At 67.8% G+C, this 17728-nt stretch carries 18 protein-coding genes and 1 tRNA gene; 2 read left to right on the top strand and 17 right to left on the bottom strand.

Going from position 1 to position 17728, the window contains the following annotated elements:
* Positions 1 to 27: 27 nt before the first annotated feature.
* The 4 genes from KZ810_RS14210 to KZ810_RS14225 form a co-directional block, all read right to left on the bottom strand.
* The gene (locus tag KZ810_RS14210; RefSeq protein WP_219769788.1) at positions 28 to 252 is read right to left on the bottom strand and encodes a hypothetical protein; all 225 of its coding nucleotides are present in this window, start codon (positions 250 to 252) and stop codon (positions 28 to 30) included.
* Positions 253 to 662: 410 nt separating this feature from the next.
* Entirely contained in the window at positions 663 to 1322 is a 660-nt protein-coding gene (locus KZ810_RS14215) for a UPF0149 family protein (protein WP_219769789.1), read from the bottom strand.
* Entirely contained in the window at positions 1319 to 1516 is a 198-nt protein-coding gene (locus KZ810_RS14220; RefSeq protein WP_219769996.1) for a hypothetical protein, read from the bottom strand. Before KZ810_RS14220 ends, KZ810_RS14215 begins: the two co-directional genes overlap by 4 nt.
* Before the next feature lie 250 nt (positions 1517 to 1766).
* Positions 1767 to 2657 carry a LysR family transcriptional regulator gene (locus tag KZ810_RS14225; RefSeq protein ID WP_219769790.1) on the bottom strand — a complete coding sequence of 297 codons (891 nt, stop codon included), beginning with the start codon at positions 2655 to 2657 and terminating at the stop codon, positions 1767 to 1769.
* Between the two features lie 99 nt (positions 2658 to 2756).
* Between KZ810_RS14225 and KZ810_RS14230 the strand changes: the two genes are divergently transcribed.
* Positions 2757 to 3542, top strand: a complete 786-nt coding sequence (locus tag KZ810_RS14230) for an SDR family NAD(P)-dependent oxidoreductase (protein WP_219769791.1) — start codon at positions 2757 to 2759, stop codon at positions 3540 to 3542.
* A 764-nt stretch (positions 3543 to 4306) separates the two neighbouring features.
* On the opposite strand, the gene KZ810_RS14235 is transcribed toward KZ810_RS14230, so the two are convergent.
* The 11 genes from KZ810_RS14235 to nusB form a co-directional block, all read right to left on the bottom strand.
* Positions 4307 to 4382: transfer RNA gene (locus KZ810_RS14235), tRNA-Phe, on the bottom strand.
* Positions 4383 to 4412: 30 nt separating this feature from the next.
* Positions 4413 to 4583: a DNA gyrase inhibitor YacG gene (locus tag KZ810_RS14240; RefSeq protein ID WP_219769792.1), complete on the bottom strand. Its 171-nt coding sequence runs from the start codon at positions 4581 to 4583 to the stop codon at positions 4413 to 4415.
* Positions 4580 to 5524 carry a ribonuclease gene (locus KZ810_RS14245; protein WP_219769793.1) on the bottom strand — a complete coding sequence of 315 codons (945 nt, stop codon included), beginning with the start codon at positions 5522 to 5524 and terminating at the stop codon, positions 4580 to 4582. The genes KZ810_RS14240 and KZ810_RS14245 overlap by 4 nt, the downstream gene beginning before the upstream one ends.
* Complete coding sequence (locus tag KZ810_RS14250) at positions 5517 to 6083, bottom strand: Maf family protein (protein WP_219769794.1); 567 nt, start codon at positions 6081 to 6083, stop codon at positions 5517 to 5519. Before KZ810_RS14250 ends, KZ810_RS14245 begins: the two co-directional genes overlap by 8 nt.
* Before the next feature lie 30 nt (positions 6084 to 6113).
* Entirely contained in the window at positions 6114 to 6359 is a 246-nt protein-coding gene (gene infA, locus KZ810_RS14255) for a translation initiation factor IF-1 (RefSeq protein ID WP_026325702.1), read from the bottom strand.
* A 233-nt stretch (positions 6360 to 6592) separates the two neighbouring features.
* Entirely contained in the window at positions 6593 to 9457 is a 2865-nt protein-coding gene (locus tag KZ810_RS14260; protein WP_219769795.1) for a TonB-dependent receptor domain-containing protein, read from the bottom strand.
* Between the two features lie 178 nt (positions 9458 to 9635).
* Positions 9636 to 11807, bottom strand: a complete 2172-nt coding sequence (locus tag KZ810_RS14265) for a sodium-translocating pyrophosphatase (RefSeq protein ID WP_219769796.1) — start codon at positions 11805 to 11807, stop codon at positions 9636 to 9638.
* Between the two features lie 88 nt (positions 11808 to 11895).
* Positions 11896 to 12795 carry a thiamine-phosphate kinase gene (gene thiL, locus KZ810_RS14270; protein WP_219769797.1) on the bottom strand — a complete coding sequence of 300 codons (900 nt, stop codon included), beginning with the start codon at positions 12793 to 12795 and terminating at the stop codon, positions 11896 to 11898.
* Between the two features lie 2 nt (positions 12796 to 12797).
* Positions 12798 to 14336 (bottom strand): cation:proton antiporter, encoded by a 1539-nt coding sequence (locus KZ810_RS14275; protein WP_219769798.1) that lies wholly within the window; start codon positions 14334 to 14336, stop codon positions 12798 to 12800.
* Between the two features lie 65 nt (positions 14337 to 14401).
* Positions 14402 to 14578, bottom strand: coding sequence for a DUF4169 family protein (locus KZ810_RS14280; protein WP_219769799.1), 177 nt, complete (start codon positions 14576 to 14578; stop codon positions 14402 to 14404).
* A gap of 3 nt (positions 14579 to 14581) precedes the next feature.
* Positions 14582 to 15070 carry a transcription antitermination factor NusB gene (nusB, locus tag KZ810_RS14285; RefSeq protein ID WP_219769800.1) on the bottom strand — a complete coding sequence of 163 codons (489 nt, stop codon included), beginning with the start codon at positions 15068 to 15070 and terminating at the stop codon, positions 14582 to 14584.
* A 108-nt stretch (positions 15071 to 15178) separates the two neighbouring features.
* Here nusB and KZ810_RS14290 point away from each other — a divergent pair, with 108 nt between their 5' ends.
* Positions 15179 to 15697, top strand: a complete 519-nt coding sequence (locus KZ810_RS14290; RefSeq protein ID WP_219769801.1) for a YciE/YciF ferroxidase family protein — start codon at positions 15179 to 15181, stop codon at positions 15695 to 15697.
* Between the two features lie 48 nt (positions 15698 to 15745).
* Here the strand turns inward: KZ810_RS14290 and hisD are convergent, their stop codons facing one another.
* Positions 15746 to 17041: a histidinol dehydrogenase gene (hisD, locus tag KZ810_RS14295; protein ID WP_219769802.1), complete on the bottom strand. Its 1296-nt coding sequence runs from the start codon at positions 17039 to 17041 to the stop codon at positions 15746 to 15748.
* Entirely contained in the window at positions 17038 to 17715 is a 678-nt protein-coding gene (hisG, locus tag KZ810_RS14300; RefSeq protein WP_219769803.1) for an ATP phosphoribosyltransferase, read from the bottom strand. Before hisG ends, hisD begins: the two co-directional genes overlap by 4 nt.
* Positions 17716 to 17728: the final 13 nt, after the last annotated feature.

The raw sequence follows: 17728 nt of genomic DNA on the forward strand, positions 1-17728 counted from the left end.
CCCCCCCTGAGGCCGGATGACGGTTCGTCATCCTTCATGCTGCAAACCGCCATCACGGTCGCTCACTTTGACGGTATGGCCCCCGTCGTACCGCACCTCGCGAACTTGCCCTAGCGGTCCTTGCAACGCACGACCTTGGTGCGCGCTTTCTGAGAGAATTTGATGAACTTCCGTGTTGTTTCGGCAGACAGCGACGTGTGCTGGCGCGGTGATCAAAATGGATAAGATACGGGCTGCGAGCAAGAGCTTCATGTCTCATTCCATCATCTAGCAATACAGCGGGTCACTGCGTGCAAGATGCGATGAATGATCGACGTGCCGCCGCCCTTCCTCCGTAAGGTCGTGAAGGTGCACGAGGGTGACGGGCAGCTCTGGTGCCGGAACGGCGTCAAAGTCCGCGTCGTCGGTATGCAGGCGCTGGACTTGAGCGTGTGCAGTCGTGTCGCCGGCGCTGAGCGAATTATGTCCGCGCGAGATTGTCCGAATACCGCACGTTGCGGCGGGACAATCGGGCTCGCCGACCGCATGTTAAGGACGCGTTCCAGCAATCGCGGCCCGTCTCGAGGCCTCCGAAACTCCGCCTCCGCAATGTTCGGAGGAGGGCGTTTGCGCGACCACTGAAAAGCAGATCGGTTGAAGGGCCGTCTTCCGCTTAAATCCGTTCACCCACAGCAGTGTTTGTGCTTCCTTCCCGAGCCGCACGGGCAGGGGTCGTTGCGGCCGACCTTCACCGTCTTCGTGGACCCGGTCGGCGTCGGGGTCGGTCCGCCGGCATGCACGGAAGCTGCGTAGAGCAACTGAACCACGGCCGTCAGTTCGACGACGGCGTTTTCTTCGAAGGCGTTGATCTGCATGCTGTCGAGGTCGCTCTCTCCCCGCGCGACCGCCAGCAGCAATGCGAGGCGCCCGAGCGGCGCTTCCCATGGTTCGAGCCTCGCGAGCGCGTCCCACACCTCGGGTCGCAGCGATATCGCATCGCTCAGGCCGTCGACCCAATATTCCCACAAGGCTTCGCCATTGCGCTCGTCGACGTCGATGATCGGTCGCAGCCTGCCGTGATCGAGGTCGCGCGCGATTTCGCGCCGCCTGGCGGTCACGGCATCGACGAACCATTGCACGTCGATCGGATCATCGAAGGGCGGCACGCCGTCCGTCTCCGCGCCCCAGATCACCGACATCCACTCGTCGGTCGGAATCTCCTCAGGGAAGATCAGCAGGCCGGTAAGAAAGCCGTCGAGTTCGGTGAGCAGCAACGGCTCCTCGACGGGCAGGGCTGCGAGGGCGCCGTCGAGGCGTCGGAAGCGGGAGGGTGAGGGCTTCACAGACTGATGCTCCGACGCTCCATCTCCGCCGTCGCGATATTGCGCAGCGGCGAAGCTTCGCCACCCGCGAAGATGTCCGCGAAATCGAGGAGATCGTCGTTGTCGAGCGCGATGATTGCGGCCTCGATGGCATGAAGGCGATCGAGCGCGCGGTCGGTGTGCGCCGCGATGCGCTTCGCTTTGAACTTGAGCATAACTGCGCGCTAGCACCATCGCTGGCGCTTGGCAGCGGCCGTTTGAGGATCAGACCATATAGCCGGTGAGGGCGGGCCCGGACGACGCACGAACTCGCGGATATGACGCAACCCGAGACGTTATCAGCCGCCTGGTACGCGTCAGTCGGGTCCAGAGGCGGCGCTCGACGCAGTCTCTGGAGCCAGCAACGAGGTTTCCCACGTTGCGATTGCGCCCTCAGCAGGGGTGACTACGCCCGACCAGGTCAGGCTAGCCCAGCCGAAGATTGCGCGCCAGGAAGTCGACGAACGAGCGCACCCGAACCGCCAGCCGCTCGTGCGGGACGAAAAGGGCATGGATGTCCTCACCGTCGCCGGCATTGAACGCGGTCAGTACTTCCACCAGGCGACCCGACGCGAGGTCCTCCGCGATGTGGAAGCGGCCAAGGCGGGCGAGACCGCCGCCGGCGAGCGCCATCAGCCGCACCGCCTCACCAGAAGAGCCGAGGAAGTGACCTGTCGGAGTTCGCTGGACTGTTCGTCCGTGGATGCGGAACGGCCAGCTGTCGATTGACCGGCGGAAGTTGAAACGCAGGCAGTCGTGATGCTCCAGATCATGCGGATGCATCGGCTCGCCGCGCTCGTGGAGGTAGGCGGGGCTAGCCACGACCGCCATCGTGCTCCGGCCGAGCTTGCGCGCCCTTAGGTCGGCATCACGCAACGGGCCGACCCGGATCGCCACGTCGGCCTGTTCGTCGACCAAACCGACGAGTGCATCGGTCATCGTCAGGTCGACCGTCACCGCCGGACACTCGCGAAAATATGCGGGGAGAATGGGAAGCAGGCAATGCGTGCCGAGCGGGACCGACGCGTTGACCCGCAAAAGGCCCCGCGGCGTCTGATCTCGCTCGAAGCTGCGCTCAACCGAGTCTATCTCGGCGATCAGCCCTTCGACGCGTTCACGATAGGCTCGGCCCTCTGCGGTTAGTGCGAGCGCGCGGGTCGTTCGGGATGCCAGCTGCACGCCCAACCGGTTCTCCAGTCGTGCCATCGCGCGGCTCACGGCCGAGGGCGTGAGCCGCAGCGAGCGTGCAGCCGCGACGAAGCTGCCGTGCTCCGCCACAGCCAGGAAGATCATCATCTCGCCAAGCCGATTATCCATCTCGATTGATGATTCCCGTGCAATTCTGCCATGCTGGCATCCGATCTAATCACCAGTCACGTGAGTGTATAGATGACGGCGTTCACGAGGAGATGACACATGGACCTGCAACTCGCTGGCAAGACCGCGCTCGTTACCGGATCGACCGCCGGGATTGGCCTGGCGATTGCCGAGCGGCTCGCCCTCGAAGGGGTGGCCGTCACGATCTGCGGACGGGATCGCGCGAAACTGGATGCGGCCGCGCAGCGGTTGAGCAAGGCAGGAAGCGTTGCTGCGGTGCTGGCCGACCCGGCGACGTCAGCCGGGGCTGAGGCGCTGATCGAGGCAGTGCCCGACACCGACATTCTCGTGAACAATCTCGGGATCTACGAGGCGAAGCCGTTCACGGAGATCAGCGACGAGGATTGGCATCGTCTATTCGAAGTGAATGTCGTCAGCGGAGCCCGGCTGGCTCGCCACTATTTTCCCCGCATGCTGGCGCGCGACTGGGGGCGGATGCTCTTCATCGCGAGCGAGAGCGCGCTCGTCGTGCCGGGCGAGATGATTCACTACGGGATGACCAAGACCGCACAGCTCACGATCGCACGCGGATTGGCCGAGCAGACGCGCGGCACCGGGGTGACCGTCAATTCCGTTCTGCCAGGGCCGACCCGCTCTGAGGGGATCGTCGACTTCATTCGCTCGGTCGTCGACAACAAGGACGCGCCCGAGGCTGAGCGCGAAGCAGAGTTTTTTGCCAAGCTCCGGCCGCTATCGCTCATCCGCCGGTTGATCGAAGCCGAGGAGATTGCCGCGCAGGTTGCACTGCTCGCGAGTCCGCTCGGAGCGATCACCAACGGGGCGGCGGTACGGGTCGAGGGCGGTATCATCCCGACGATCGCCTAGGCGATGCTCAAGCCGCCTTTGTTTCAGATAACGAATGGCGAAAGCAGCGATGCCCGCGAGGTGGCGGGAATGACCGATTGTGGGTCTAGGCTGCCAAGATTTTTTTGCCCGGCAAGCTCCCGTCGACCAAGGTATTGTGTCTCGCAGAGGTGAAGGGCCAAAGATCCGCGAGTATCTACGGCTAAACAAAGACGTGCTCTCGCAGAAAACTGCGTAGTCTGAGGCCGAACTTCAAAACCTGAGTGATCAACCGACGCGTTTCCCAAAGCCGCAGACTTCTCTGATTCGAAGTTGGCCCATCGCCGTTGACCCCCGACAGTGGCGGTTGAAGGAAACCAGAGCGCATCATTACAATCTTGGCGAGCGCCTCGATAAGTGAGAACGGTTACATGTTCGTGGATCGCTGCGATTGCTCGACGCACTCGTAAAAGCCGGCAGATTCGCTGCGCGGTTTGACGCACAATTAAACCTATCCGCTGTCCAACAGCCGGTGCAACATTCTATGTGCGTACAGCGGGCGAAAGCGTCAGTAGTTTTTCTGCAACGAGAGATTGGAGCAGGCGGAACCGGGCGCCTCACGAATCGGACGTGAGGTATTGACCGCAATCGCAGGCTCCGTCGCTACTTTTCATTATCACGGACGCTAGCTAATAGCTGTCGAGCTTTGCGCAGCCCGACGCGGGCTGCTCGACCGTATGAGATGAATTCGAAATAAGGTGGTCACTGGACCACGGTTTGATGGCCAGCGTACCTGATCATAAACGTGGTGCCCAGGGACGGGATCGAACCGCCGACACTGCGATTTTCAATCGCATGCTCTACCAACTGAGCTACCTGGGCCAAGCCGCCGAACGGCGGTGAGCGGCGTCCTTAGTCGTGGTTGGCGGGGCTGTCCAGCGCTTCTTCGTCGGTTGACGGCCCCGGGATGCGATATCCTTCGCCGAGCCATTGCAGCAGGTCGCGGTCCTTGCAGCCGCGGCTGCAGAAGGGGGCGTGGTCGCGCGTCGCGGGGGCGGCGCAGATCGGGCAGCGGCTGGTCATGCGTCCAATATAGGCGCGCGACCGGTGCGGCGCACCAGCGCAGAATACCAGTCGGGCTCGGCGGCGAGGCGCGCGGCGACGGGCGGAGGCAGCCGGTGGTGGTTCGGCGCGGTCGGCGGCGTGCGCTCGATCTGGCGCAGCGCGGCGCGCGTGGCGGCGGCGACGGGATCGTCGCGCAGCAATTCGGGCAGCGAGGCGCGCGGGCGCGGGCGCACGATCTGGAGGAAGCCGAAGCCGTTCACCGCGGTACGCTCGAACGGCAGAGCCAGATGCGCGTCGATCGCGGCGGCGACCGCGAGACGCTGCGCCTTGCCCGTGATCGTTGGAAAGTCGATGCCGATCGAGCCGCCGATCGCGTGGCGCCGGATCGCGCGCGCCACCGCGGCCGCGGCGCGTTCGGCGAGTTGGTCGAGCGGGCCATCGCCGTCGACGTCGAACAGCGTCATCGCGGGCGTCGGCGACATCCGCAGCGCGCCGCCGGCGAATGCGATCTCGCCCGACGAGGCCTCGTCGAGCACCTCGCTCCAGCCGGCCTGTTCCAGCCGATCGGCCTCGTGGGGGCGCAGGTGGTGGACGGGGTGTCCGGTGGCCGAGATGCGCGCGAGCAAGTCGGGCCCCGCGACCGGCGCGGCGTCGGTCACCCGCGCGCGTGCGCGCTTGGCGCGCCCGGGCTCGGGGATCGTCTCGCGTACCAGCTCGACCGTGATCGCGGCGCCGAGCGTCACGCCGGGCGGGCGGCGGTCGAGCATCACCTGCTCGCCGCCGTCGATCGTCGCGAGCTGGAACTCGGTCAGCCGCGCGCGCGCGACGGTGCCCACCCGCAACCGTCCGGGGAGTTCGATCCGTGCGGCGAGGATGTGGTCGTCGTGGACGAGCGCGGCGCGCGCCTCGCCGATGCCGTCCTCGTAAAGCCAGTGCGCGTGGGTAGGGCGGTCAGCCAAGGATGCCGGCGGTGACGAGCAGCGCGCGCGTCTCGAACAGGGGCAGGCCGATCACGCCCGAGTGGCTGCCCGACAGGAACCGGACCCAGCCCTCGGCGCGGCCCTGGATCGCGTAGCCGCCCGCCTTGCCCAGACCCTCACCGCACGCGACATAGGCGTCGATCTCGTGCGGGGTAAGCGGTTTGAACGCGACGATCGTGTCGGCGAGCCGCGTGCGTTCGGTGCCGTGCGCGTCGATCACGCAGATCGCGGAGAGCGCGTGGTGGCGGCGGCCCGACAAGGCCGCGAGCAATTCGCGCTGGACCTGTTCGGACGTGGCGGGCGGCAGGATGCGGCGGCCGAGCGCGATGGTGGTATCACCGGCGAGCACGACTTCACCGTCGGCGCGGGAAACGGCGCGCGCTTTCTCCACCGCGAGGCGCAGCGCATAGGCGCGCGGCATTTCGCCCTTCAGCGGGGTTTCGTCGATCTCGGGCGCGGCGACGCGATCGGGCGCGGCGCCCAGGCGCGCGAGCAGATCGCGCCGGCGCGGCGAGGAGGAGGCGAGGACGAGCGGCATCGGAGACGCGGGCGGGTTGCGCCCGGTGCGTTATTGCGGGCCGGGGCCGCCGCGGCCGGGCATGAAGCGGTAGGTGATGCGCCCCTTGGTCAGGTCGTATGGGGTCAGCTCGACCAGCACCTCGTCACCGACGAGCACGCGGATGCGGTTCTTGCGCATCTTGCCCGCGGTGTGACCGAGGATTTCGTGATCGTTCTCGAGCCGGACGCGGAACATCGCGTTGGGCAGCAACTCGACCACCTGGCCGCGCATCTCGAGGAGTTCTTCTTTCGCCAAACGGTGTCTCTTTCGGGATTGGACGTGCGCGCCCTTAGCCGACAAGTGCGGAAAAGGGAAGGAAGCACGCGGAAAGTTCGTCGGACCGGGCAGCCGTGCAGCGACCGGCCGCCAGCTTTAATTAGATGGGAAGCGGACGGGGCGGGGGCAAGGCGCGCGCCGTCACGATAGGGGAGTGGTTCTTGGGCCGGGAAAGCGGCGGCGCCGGCAGGATGGCCGGCGCCGCAATTATCTCAGAGCCCGAAGGACAGGCGCAGATAACCGAACTGTCCCGGCACGTCGTAGGTCGTCGGGTCGTAATTATTCAGGCTGCAGCTGAAGCAGGCCGGCGGATCGCGATCGAGGACGTTGTTGACGCCGATCGTCAGCGCGAGCCGGTTGTCGAGCCAGCTGGGGCGGAATTGCAGCTGCACGTCGGTGTAGAAGCGCGCGTCGAGCCGGTTGCCGTTCTGGCTCTCGATCACATTGTCGATGTAGCGCCCGGTCAGCGTCGCGCCGATCGGACCGCCGCTCCAGTCGAGGATCGCCTGCCCCTTGAAGTGGGGATACGCCTGGTCGGGGCTGCCGCGCTCGGTCCCGGTGTAGCGCGTCGTCGTGGTGCCGTCGGTGGCCGGCACGACCTCCTCGTAGCGGAGCAGGTAATTGCCCAGCACCGACAGCCCGAACGTGCCGACGCCGGTCTCGCGCGAGCGGAAGGTGAAGGTGCCGTCGATCCCGCGGGTGCGGATGCCGCCGGTGTTGAGCAGAACGCCGTTGATCGCGGTGACGATGCCGCTCGGCGCGCGGCGGATCGCGGCGCAGCTGAGCGCGTCCGCGGTCTGCGCGCAGCGCCCGAGCAGTACGTCGGCGGGGATCGCGGCGATCGCCCCATCGACCTTGATGTCGTAGTAATTGACTTCGAGGCTCAATGCGCTGGCGAATCCGCGGCGCGCCCAGGCGGGGCTGTAGACACCGCCGAACAGCAGCGTGCGCGCGGTTTCGGGCTGGAGCGCGGCATTGCCCCCGGTCAGCACGGGAAGCTGCCCGTCGGGCTCGGCATAGCTGCCGTTGGCGGGAACGCCGTTCGCGGTGCAGTTCGTCCGCACCGTCGCCGATGCGCGATACGCGGACCCGGCGATGTTGCTGCACGGATCGCTGATCGGCTGATCGAAACGCGACTGCGCGCCGAACAATTCGCCGATCGACGGCGCTCGCAAGCTCTCGGCGTAGGACCCGCGCAGCAGCAGGTCGGCGACGGGTTTCCACAATGCGCCGCCGGTCAGCGTGGTGTTGCCGCCGAAGGTCGAATAATCCGAATAGCGCACCGCGCCGTTCAGCTCGAGCGAGGAGAAGAAGGGCACGTCGCGCAGCAGCGGCAGGCGAAGCTCGCCGTAGACCTCGTCGGTGTTGAACCGGCCCGCGGCCGCCTGCGCGGGAATGTCGGCGCTGTAGCCCGCCTGCGTGACCGGATCGGGGGTGAAGCTGCCGAACTGGTTGCGGTGTTCGTAGCCGATCGCGATGCCGACCGGCCCTCCGGGCAGGTCGAACAACTCACCCGACAGATTGGCGGTATAATCCTGCAATTCCTGGCGCGAGCGCGATTTCTCGTCGAAGCCGACGAAGCCGAGCATCGCCGGGGTGATCGAGCCGACGCCGCCGAAGAAATTGAACGGCACGCAGTCGCCGGTGCACTGGCTGACCGGGCCGAGCGCCTGTTGGAGCCTGAGCGCGTTGATGTTGCCGGTGAAGACCTGCTTGGCATCGTTGAACCCGATGACGGCGTTCGCGTCCCAGTACCAATTGTGCCCGAACATCTGGAACTTGCCGTCGAGCGTGCCGGTCAGGCTCATCGTGTCGACGCGCTGCGTGTAGGTGCGCTGCCCCGCCTCGACCAGCCGACGGAAGATCGCGGTGTAATTCTGCCCGGGCACCAGCGTGACGCCGAACGGATTGTACGGGTTGGTCGCGTCGACCGACAGCGTATCGAGCAGATTGCCGTTGCCGACGTCGGGACCGATGCCGAGCGGCAAGAACGCGGCCTGATTCTGCGAATTGCGGCGGTTGTACACCGCCTTCACGCGCAGGTTGAGCGCGTCGGAGAATGACGCGCGCGCCGACACGAACCCGCCGTAGCGTTCGTTGGGGGTCAGGAAATAATTGTACGGTGCGAAGTTGAACCGGTCAGCCGCGGTGAACGGCTTGAAACTGCCACCGGTCAGCGTCGGATCATAGACCGGCCGTCCGGTCAGCACCGGCTGGCGCAGCGTGAAATTCTGCCCGTTGATCAGGAATCGACCGAGCGGGGTGAAGCTCGAACAGCCGCCGATCGGGTCGCTGCACGACGTCTGGCCGGGATTGGGAAATTGCGAGATCGCGCGGTCGCGCGCGCTGACGTCCTGCTGCTTGGTGTAGAAGCCGCCGCCGACGACATGGACGCGGTCGTCGCCGACGCCGTAGCTCAGCTGGTAGTTCTGCGTCTGCCCGTCGTGCGTATCGAGGAACTGGCCGTATTGCGCGCTCGCCTTCAGCCCGACCTGCTTTTCCTTGGTGATGATGTTGACGACGCCGCCGATCGCGTCGGAACCGTAGAGTGACGAGGCGGCGGATTGCAGCACTTCGACCCGCTCGATCATGACGTCGGGGATCGAATTGAGGTCGACCGTGCCGGGAATGCCGCTCGCCGACGCGCCGTTGACGTAGCGCAGGCCGTCGACCAGCACGAGCGTGCGCTTGGCGCCGAGATATCGCAGGTCGATCGCGGCCGAGCCTGCGCCGACGCCGCCGCCGTCGGGCGGATTGCCGAGATTGCCCGAATTGTTGAATTTGCTGTTGAGCCCGCCCGACGACGCCGGGATCCGCTGCAGCACGTCCGCGATCGAGGACAGGCCGGTGCGCGCGATCGATGCTTCGTCGACGGTCGTGATCGGCGAGGGTTGATCGAGCGGATCGCGCCGGATGCGCGACCCCGTGACGACGATGTCGTCGCCCGGCGTCTCCGCCTGCGCTTCTTGCGCGGCGACGACGCCCGACTGCTGCGCCACAGCGGGTGCGGCGTGGATGCCGGCAAGCAGCGCGGCGGCCGCGATACCGGTTTTCAGGCGCGTGATCGTTTGTCTCATGAACCCCCCGTGCGTGCGATCGCCGTAACATTCGGCGCATTGTGGTCACGCAGGCGCAACATTCAGTGGAATTGCGGCCGGGGCAAGGGTCTAAAAATTCGCGTCCAGCAAAGCGGCGGCACTGTGGCCGCGATGCCGCAACCGGCGGGGGCGTGCACCGCCCCCACCGGACGTTTGCTCAGCCGGCACCGCCCGCCAGCGCGGCGAGCAGCAGGAGGGCGACGATGTTGGTGATCTTGATCATCGGATTGACCGCGGGGCCCGCGGTGTCCTTGTACGGATCGCCGACGGTGTCACCCGTCACCGCGGCCTTGTGCGCGTCAGATCCCTTGCCGCCGTGGTTGCCGTCCTCGATGTACTTCTTCGCATTGTCCCACGCGCCGCCCCCGGAGGTCATCGACAGCGCGACGAACAGCCCGGAGACGATCACGCCCAAGAGCATCGCGCCGACCGCGGCGAATGCGCTCGCCTGCCCGTCGACCGCGCGGACGATGAAGTAGAGCGCGATCGGCGAGAGGACGGGCAACAGCGACGGCACGATCATCTCGCGGATCGCGGCGCGGGTGACGAGGTCGACGGTGCGGCCGTAATTGGGCCGGTTGGTGCCCTGCATGATGCCGGGATTGTCGCGGAACTGTTCGCGCACCTCCTCGACCACCGCGCCCGCCGCGCGGCCGACCGCGGTCATCCCGAAGGCGCCGAACAGATAGGGCAGCAGCGCGCCGAGCAGCAGTCCCACGATGACGTATGGGTTCGACAGGCTGAAATCGACGGTCAGATCGGGGAAATAGGTCGCGAGGTCGGTCGTGTACGCGCCGAACAGGACCAGCGCGGCGAGCCCGGCGGAGCCGATCGCGTAACCCTTGGTCACCGCCTTGGTCGTGTTGCCAACCGCGTCGAGCGCGTCGGTGCGCGCGCGCACTTCGTCCTCCAGCCCCGCCATCTCTGCGATGCCGCCGGCGTTGTCGGTGACGGGCCCGTAAGCGTCGAGCGCGACAACCATCCCCGCGAGTGCGAGCATCGCGGTCGCACCGAACGCGATGCCGATGATCCCGGCGAGCTTGTAGGCGGCGATGACCGCGACGACGATGACCAACGTGGGCAGCGCGGTCGCCTCCAGGCTGATCGCGAGGCCTTGGATCACGTTGGTGCCGTGGCCCGTCTCCGATGCCTTGGCGATCGACTTGACCGGGCGATAGTTGGTGCCGGTGTAATATTCGGTGATCCACACGATCAGCCCGGTGACCGCGAGGCCGATCAGCATGCACCAGAACAGGTCGTTGCCCGTGAACGACGCGAGCGTGCCGCCCGCCTGCACCGCACCCTCCGCGCCCGTCGTCAGGTCGTCGCCCGCCGGATCGAGGAAGCCCGCGCCGCCGATCACCGCGTTCATGTCACCGAGCGTCCAGCGCGTCACCGCGTAGATTGCGGGGATGGAGAGCAGCGCCGAGGTCCAGAACCCCTTGTACAGCGCGCCCATGATCGACCCGCCGCGCCCCAGCCGCACCATGTAGGTGCCCAGGATCGAGGTCACGATGCAGACCCCGCCGACGATCAGCGGCAGGCTCATCAACCGCAGCAGTTCGGCCGCGTCCGCGCGGATAAGCAGCGCGATCGAGATCATCGTGACGCCAAGCGTGACGACATAGGTCTCGAACAGGTCGGCGGCCATGCCCGCGCAATCGCCGACATTGTCCCCGACATTGTCCGCGATCACCGCGGGGTTGCGCGGATCGTCCTCGGGAATGCCCGCCTCGACCTTGCCGACGAGGTCCGCGCCAACGTCGGCGGCCTTGGTGAAGATGCCGCCACCCAGACGCGCGAAGATCGAGATCAGCGAGGCACCGAACGCCAGCGCGGTCAACGCCTCCACGATCGCGCGGTCGTTGGGCGCGCGCCCGCCCGGCCCGACGAGGTACCAGAAGAACCCCGCGATCGCGAGCAGGCCCAGCCCCGCGACGAGCATCCCCGTCACCGCGCCCGAGCGGAACGCGGTGGTCAGCCCGCCCTGCAAGCTCCCACGCGCGGCCTCCGCGGTGCGCACGTTGGCGCGAACCGAGATGTTCATCCCGACATAACCCGCGACCCCCGACAGCAGCGCTCCGATGACGAAGCCGGTGGTCGACAGCAGGCCCAGCGTCGCGAACAGCACGACCGCGACGACCACGCCGACGATCGCGATGGTGGTGTACTGCCGCCCGAGATACGCCTTCGCGCCTTCCTGGATCGCGGCGGCGATGTCCTGCATCTTGTCGTTGCCGGCGGGTTGTCGCAGCACTTGGCCGCTCGTGAGGATGCCATAGGCCACGGCCAGCAGACCGCAGAGAATGGCGACATAGACGCTCGTCATGCCCGTTCTTCCCTCCTATTTTCACGAACGGCGCGTTTGTTCGCTCGCGCTCGCCCGTCGCCGAAGGGGCACCCAACAACGCGTTAAGTCAAGCGCCGTGCTGATAACCCAGATGATCGGGCAGGCGAACGGCCACGCCGAGATCGGTCAGCGACAGACCGGCTCCGGCCGCGAAGCGTCCGACCAACGTGGCGGGCACAGGCGGCGTCCAGTCGGCTGGCGCGGCGAACAGCAGTTCGTAATCGTCCCCCGCGGTCGCGGCGGCGAGTGCGTCCAGTCCGCAGGCGCGGGCCGCGGGCGACAGCGGCACCGCGTCGAGCGCGACCGTCACCGACAATCCGCTCGCCTCCGCCATGCGCGCCGCGTCGATCAGCAGGCCGTCGGACACGTCCATCATCGCGTGGACGTGCGGCGCGAGCATGCGACCTTCGATGAGACGTGGGGTCGGCCGGCGATAGCGCGCGAGCAGATACGCCTCGTCGTCACCGCGCGCATCGCCGCTCCGCGCGATCGCGAGACCCGGCCTGGCGTCGCCGATCGTGCCGGTCACCCACAGGGCATCACCCGCGCGCGCACCCGAACGCGGCGGCGCGGGCGCGTCTGCGCCGAACGCGGTCAGCGTCAGTACGCGCGGCGTGCCCGCTGGCCGCGTCACCGTGTCGCCGCCGAGCAGCCGCGCGTCGTATTGCGCGAGCACCGCGTCGAAGCCGCGCAGGAACGCGTCGTCCCACGCCGGGTCCGACAGCGGATAGTTGAGCAGCACGCCCTCGACCCGCGCGCCCTTGGCGGCGATATCGGACAGGTTGGTCGCGACCAGCCGCCACGCGACGTCGCCGGCCGGATCGCTCGACAGGAAGTGGACGCCCTCCACCATCGTGTCGGTGGTGACGACCAGCCCGGAGAGCAGGGCGGTATCGTCGCGCAGGCCCCTGGCGCCCGGGTGGAGCGGCAGCGCCCGCAGGCGATCGAGGAACGCGCGTTCGTCCACGCTCAATTCTCCTCGATGCGGCGATCCTCGTCGCCCGAGACGGTCAGCTGGCGCCAGTCGAGCGCCTCCTGGAGCAGCAGATAGGTGTCGCTGCTGATCGCCTGGTCGCCGCGCAACGTCTCCAACCGCTCGCGCTGCGCCAGCACCGCCGCGATCGCGAGGCCGTGGCGGCGGTTGAGCGTGTCGGGGTCCTTGCCCGACATGCCGTCGCGGATGTCCTGATATTCGCGTCGCAACTGGTCGGCGGCATCGCCCTGCTCGCCCTCCAGCCGATGGAGCGCCGCCTCGGCGAGATCGAGGCGGGCCCGGTCGATCTCCTCGCGCGCCTCTTGCTCGCGTCCGATCCCGAGCGCGCGGATCAGCGGGGTCAGCGTCGCGCCCTGGATCACCACGGTCGCCAGCACCACCGCGAACGCGGCGAGCACCACCGTGTCGCGCTGCGGGAACGCGGCGGGCAGCGCGAACGCGGTCGCGAGCGTCACCAGCCCGCGCATCCCCGACCAGCCGATCAGGAACGTCTCGGCCAGACTGATCGGCTTCATCCGGTGCCCGCGGTTGACCCGCCACAGCACGACGCCGCGATACCCGAACGCGATCAGCAACCGCGTCGCGACGACGCCCAGCACGACCCACAAGGCGAGCCAGCCGGCGTTGATCAATTCCTGCCCCGACATCGCGGTCACGATGTTGCGCGCCTGCTCGCCCATCAGCAGGAACGCGAACACGTTCAGCAGGAACACGACCGTGGTCCATACCGCGTAGGAATGGACCCGCATCCGCGGCGAGGTACGATCGCCCGCGCTCGTCGCGATCGTCATCGCGCTCGCAACCGTCGCCAGCACCGCCGACAGCCCGAGATGCTCGGCGACGATCCACGCGACGAAGGCGTGGAGGAATTGCAGCAGCGTGCCGCCGACGGTGTTCTCGACCAGCGGCTGCACCCGGCGCACGAGCAGGCCGTAGGCGATCCCGAACGCGATGCCGCCGGGGGCCGCGAGCGCGAAGCGCGCGCCCGTGCCCCAGTCGAACGTGCCGCTCATCTGCGCGGCGAGTGCGGCGTTGAACAGCAGCAGCGCGGTCGCGTCGTTGAACAGGCTCTCGCCCTTCAGCACGCCCGCGACGCGCTTCGCGACCGGCAGGTTGGTCAGCACCGCGGTCGCGGCAGCGGCGTCGGGCGGGGCGACGATCGCGCCCAGCGTCAGCGCGGCGGCGACGGGCAGCCCCATCGTGAACCAGCCGATCCACGCGACGAAGACCGCGGTCGCGAGCACCGCCAGCACCGCGTAAACGATCAACGGCAGCATCAGCCGCCGCGCCGCGCCTGCCGGAAAATCGAACGCCGCATCGACCAGGATCGGCGCGATGAACAGCGCGAGCGCGGTCTCGGGGTCGATCGACAGCACCGGCGCACCCGGGATCGCCGCCACCGCGACGCCCGCCGCCGCCATCACGGTCGGGTAGGGGAGCGACAGGCGCCGCGCGACCTGAAGCATCGCCACCGCGGCGAGCATCAGCGTCAGAAGGCTTTCGAAAAAGGTCACGGTGCGACGGTAACGGCTCGCGCCGCGATGTCACTCACTGCCGCGCCCGAGGCGACGCGCCCGCGTCAATCCTCGCGCCGTGCGCCGTCGAGCGTTCGCGTCATCCGGTCGTGCTCGGCCGCGTCGCGCTGCTTCTCCGCCTTGGTGCGGCCGAACACGGCGCGGTTGGTGGCGGCGGTCGCCTGCGCGTCGGCGCGCGCCTTCGCCTTGCGCGCGCGGCGAAGGCTGACGACCTCGCCCACGCCTCAGTCGGCTTTCGCGGGCGTCGCGGGCGCGGCCGCACCGCGCACGTCCTTCGCTACCGCGTCGAGGATGCCGTTGACGAAACCCTTCTCGCGGCGTTCGTAGAACGCGTCGGCGACGTCGATATATTCGCTGATCGACGCGCCCACGGGCACGTCGCTGCGCGCGAGCAGTTCGTAGGTGCCGACGCGCAGGATCGCCTTCATCGGCTTGTCGAGCCGATCGAAACTCCACCCCGACGACAGCCGCGCCGCGATCAGTCGGTCGATCTCGTCCAACCGCGCCTGCGTCCCCTTCACCAGATCGTCGAAGAACGCGGTGTCGGCGTCGGCATATTCGACGTCCTCGATCGTCGCGCCCAGCCGGTGATGGTGGAATTCGGTCAGCAACTGGGGGATGTTCGTCCCCTCCATCTCGTGCTGGTACAGCGCCTGGACGGCGGCGAGGCGAGCGGCGGCGCGGGCGCGCGAACGGGCAGCGGTGCGGGACATAAGCGGCCGCCTGTAGCCGCGCACGCGCGTTTCGTCACCCCTCCAACGCACCGCAACGTGGCCGCGCCCTGCTCGTTGATACCGCACCATTCACGAGGAGCGACGACCATGGGCCTGTTTTCCAAGGACATCAAAACGTTCGACGACCTGTTCCTGCACCAGTTGCAGGACGTCTATTACGCCGAGAAGCAGATCACCAAGGCGTTGCCCACCATGATCGCGAAAGCGAGCGACGCGGGATTGAAGGCGGGGTTCGAGCAGCATCTGAGCGAGACGCGCGTTCAGATCGACCGGCTCGACCGCATCTTCGGCTTGATGGGTGAGGCGGTGAAGGGCGTCACCTGCCCGGCGATCGACGGCATCATCAAGGAAGCGACCGAAGTCGCGGGCGAAATCGCCGACAAGGCGGTGCTCGACGCGGCCCTGATCGCCGCGGCACAGGCGGTCGAGCATTACGAGATCGCGCGCTACGGCACGCTGATCGCCTGGGCCGAACAGATGGGCCGCGGCGAGATCGCGTCGATCCTGAAGGAAACGTTGGCGGAGGAATATGCCACCGACGACAAGCTGACCGCGATGGCGACGGGCAGCGCGAACCGGAAGGCCGAGATGGCGTCCGCGGGGTAATTCGCCGCGGTGGCGGTTACCCCGGCCGGCGGCCGGGGTGACGCAGGTTCAGCGATTCGTCCTGATCCTGAGCGCCACCGATTTGGCGTGCGCGGGCAATCCTTCGGCATTCGCGAGTGCGACCGTCGCGGGTCCCAATTCGTTGAGCGCGCTCTCGTCGAGTTGCAGGAAGCTCGTCCGCTTCATGAAATCGGTGACGCCCAGTCCACTCGCGAACCGCGCGCGCCGGCCGGTCGGCAGGACGTGGTTCGGACCCGCGACGTAATCGCCGATCGCCTCGGGCGTGTGTCGCCCCAGAAACGCGCTGCCCGCGTGACGCAGGCGGTCGAACAGTGCGCGCGGATCATCGCACGCGAACTCGACGTGTTCGGGGGCGAGCCGGTCGACCAGCGGGATCGCGTCGGCGAGGCTCGGCACGACGATCACCGCGCCATTGTCAGCCCACGCGACGCGCGCCGTCGCCGCGGTCGGCAGCTCGGCGAGCTGGCGCTCGACCGCCGCCTCGACGGCAGCAGCGAAATCGGCATCGTCGGTCAGCAGGATCGACTGCGTCGTGACGTCGTGCTCGGCCTGGCTGAGCAGGTCGGCGGCGATCCATTCGGGATCGTTCCGCGCATCGGCGACGACGACGATCTCGCTCGGACCCGCGACCATGTCGATCCCGACCACGCCGTAGACCTGCCGCTTCGCCTCCGCGACCCAGGCGTTGCCGGGGCCGGTGACGACGTCGACGCGCGCGATGCGGGGCGTGCCATACGCGAGCGCGGCCACCGCCTGCGCGCCGCCGACGCGCCACACCTCGTCCGCACCGACCAGATGCGCGGCGGCGAGGACGAGCGGGTTGACCTCGCCATCGGGGGTGGGGGTGACGACCACCAGCCGCTCGACGCCCGCGACGCGCGCAGGGATCGCGTTCATCAGCAGCGTCGAGGGGTAGGCCGCGCGTCCCCCCGGCACGTAGATGCCCGCCGCGTCGACCGCGCGCCACCGCGCGCCCAGCCGCACGCCCGCCGCATCCGTGAAATCGGTGTCGGTCGGGCGCTGGCGCTCGTGATAGGCGCGGATGCGCGTCGCGGCGAGTTCGAGCGCGATCCGCAGCTCGGGCTCGAGCGCCTCGAACGCCGCAGCGCAGTCGCCAGCGTCGACGCGCCAGCCGGTCTCGTTCAGATCGTGGCGGTCGAGCTTCTGCGTGAAGGCGTGGAGCGCGGCGTCGCCGTCGTCGCGCACCGCGCGGATGATCGTCGACACGTCGCGCGCGACGTCGGTCGAGGTTTCGCGGCGATCGTCGACCAGGCGTGCGAAGGCGGCCTCGAATCCCGCGTCGCCGGCGTCCAGACGGATCATGCCGCGACCTCCGCTGCAGCCGCGGCGCGGCGGAACGCCTCCACCAGCGGAAATACGTGCGCGCGCGTCTTCATCGCGGCACGGTTGACGACGAGCCGCGCCGACACGTCGAGGATCGGCTCCACCTCGACCAGCCCGTTCTCCTTCAGCGTCCGCCCCGACGACACAAGGTCGACGATCCGCGGCGCGAGCCCGAGCAGCGGGGCGAGCTCCATCGCGCCATTGAGCTTGATGCACTCCGCCTGGACGCCGCGGCGCGCGAAATGCTGCGCGGTCAGGTGCGGATATTTGGTCGCAACGCGCACGTGGCTCCATCCGCGCGGATCGTCGTTCGCGGCGAGATCCGCGGGCTCGGCGACCGACAACCGGCAATGGCCGATGCCTAGGTCAACCGGCGCATAGAGTTCGGGATAGTCGAACTCGGCCAGCACGTCCGACCCGACGATGCCGAGCTGCGCCGCCCCGTGCGCGACGAAGGTCGCGACGTCGAACGCACGCACCCGGATCAGCGCGATGCGCGGGTCCTGCGTCGCGAAGCGGAGCGCGCGGCTGTTCTCGTCGGAGAAGGCGGCCTCGGGCACGACGCCCGCGCGCGCGAGCAGCGGCAGCGCCTCGGCGAGGATTCGGCCCTTGGGCACCGCGATGACGGTCACGTCTTGCTGGTCGGCTGGCATGATGCGTGGGCTT

It is taken from the genome of Sphingomonas citricola (assembly GCF_019429535.1).
Classification (GTDB): Bacteria; Pseudomonadota; Alphaproteobacteria; order Sphingomonadales; family Sphingomonadaceae; genus Sphingomonas; species Sphingomonas citricola.

Coding starts and splice junctions, on each gene's coding strand:
- KZ810_RS14220 (WP_219769996.1), bottom strand. CDS start 1,516: ATGCTCAAGTTCAAAGCGAAGCGCATCGCGGCGCACACCGACCGCGCG.
- KZ810_RS14225 (WP_219769790.1), bottom strand. CDS start 2,657: ATGGATAATCGGCTTGGCGAGATGATGATCTTCCTGGCTGTGGCGGAG.
- hisG (WP_219769803.1), bottom strand. CDS start 17,715: ATGCCAGCCGACCAGCAAGACGTGACCGTCATCGCGGTGCCCAAGGGC.
- KZ810_RS14240 (WP_219769792.1), bottom strand. CDS start 4,583: ATGACCAGCCGCTGCCCGATCTGCGCCGCCCCCGCGACGCGCGACCAC.
- KZ810_RS14290 (WP_219769801.1), top strand. CDS start 15,179: ATGGGCCTGTTTTCCAAGGACATCAAAACGTTCGACGACCTGTTCCTG.
- KZ810_RS14250 (WP_219769794.1), bottom strand. CDS start 6,083: ATGCCGCTCGTCCTCGCCTCCTCCTCGCCGCGCCGGCGCGATCTGCTC.
- KZ810_RS14230 (WP_219769791.1), top strand. CDS start 2,757: ATGGACCTGCAACTCGCTGGCAAGACCGCGCTCGTTACCGGATCGACC.
- KZ810_RS14260 (WP_219769795.1), bottom strand. CDS start 9,457: ATGAGACAAACGATCACGCGCCTGAAAACCGGTATCGCGGCCGCCGCG.
- KZ810_RS14210 (WP_219769788.1), bottom strand. CDS start 252: ATGAAGCTCTTGCTCGCAGCCCGTATCTTATCCATTTTGATCACCGCG.
- hisD (WP_219769802.1), bottom strand. CDS start 17,041: ATGATCCGTCTGGACGCCGGCGACGCGGGATTCGAGGCCGCCTTCGCA.
- KZ810_RS14265 (WP_219769796.1), bottom strand. CDS start 11,807: ATGACGAGCGTCTATGTCGCCATTCTCTGCGGTCTGCTGGCCGTGGCC.
- nusB (WP_219769800.1), bottom strand. CDS start 15,070: ATGTCCCGCACCGCTGCCCGTTCGCGCGCCCGCGCCGCCGCTCGCCTC.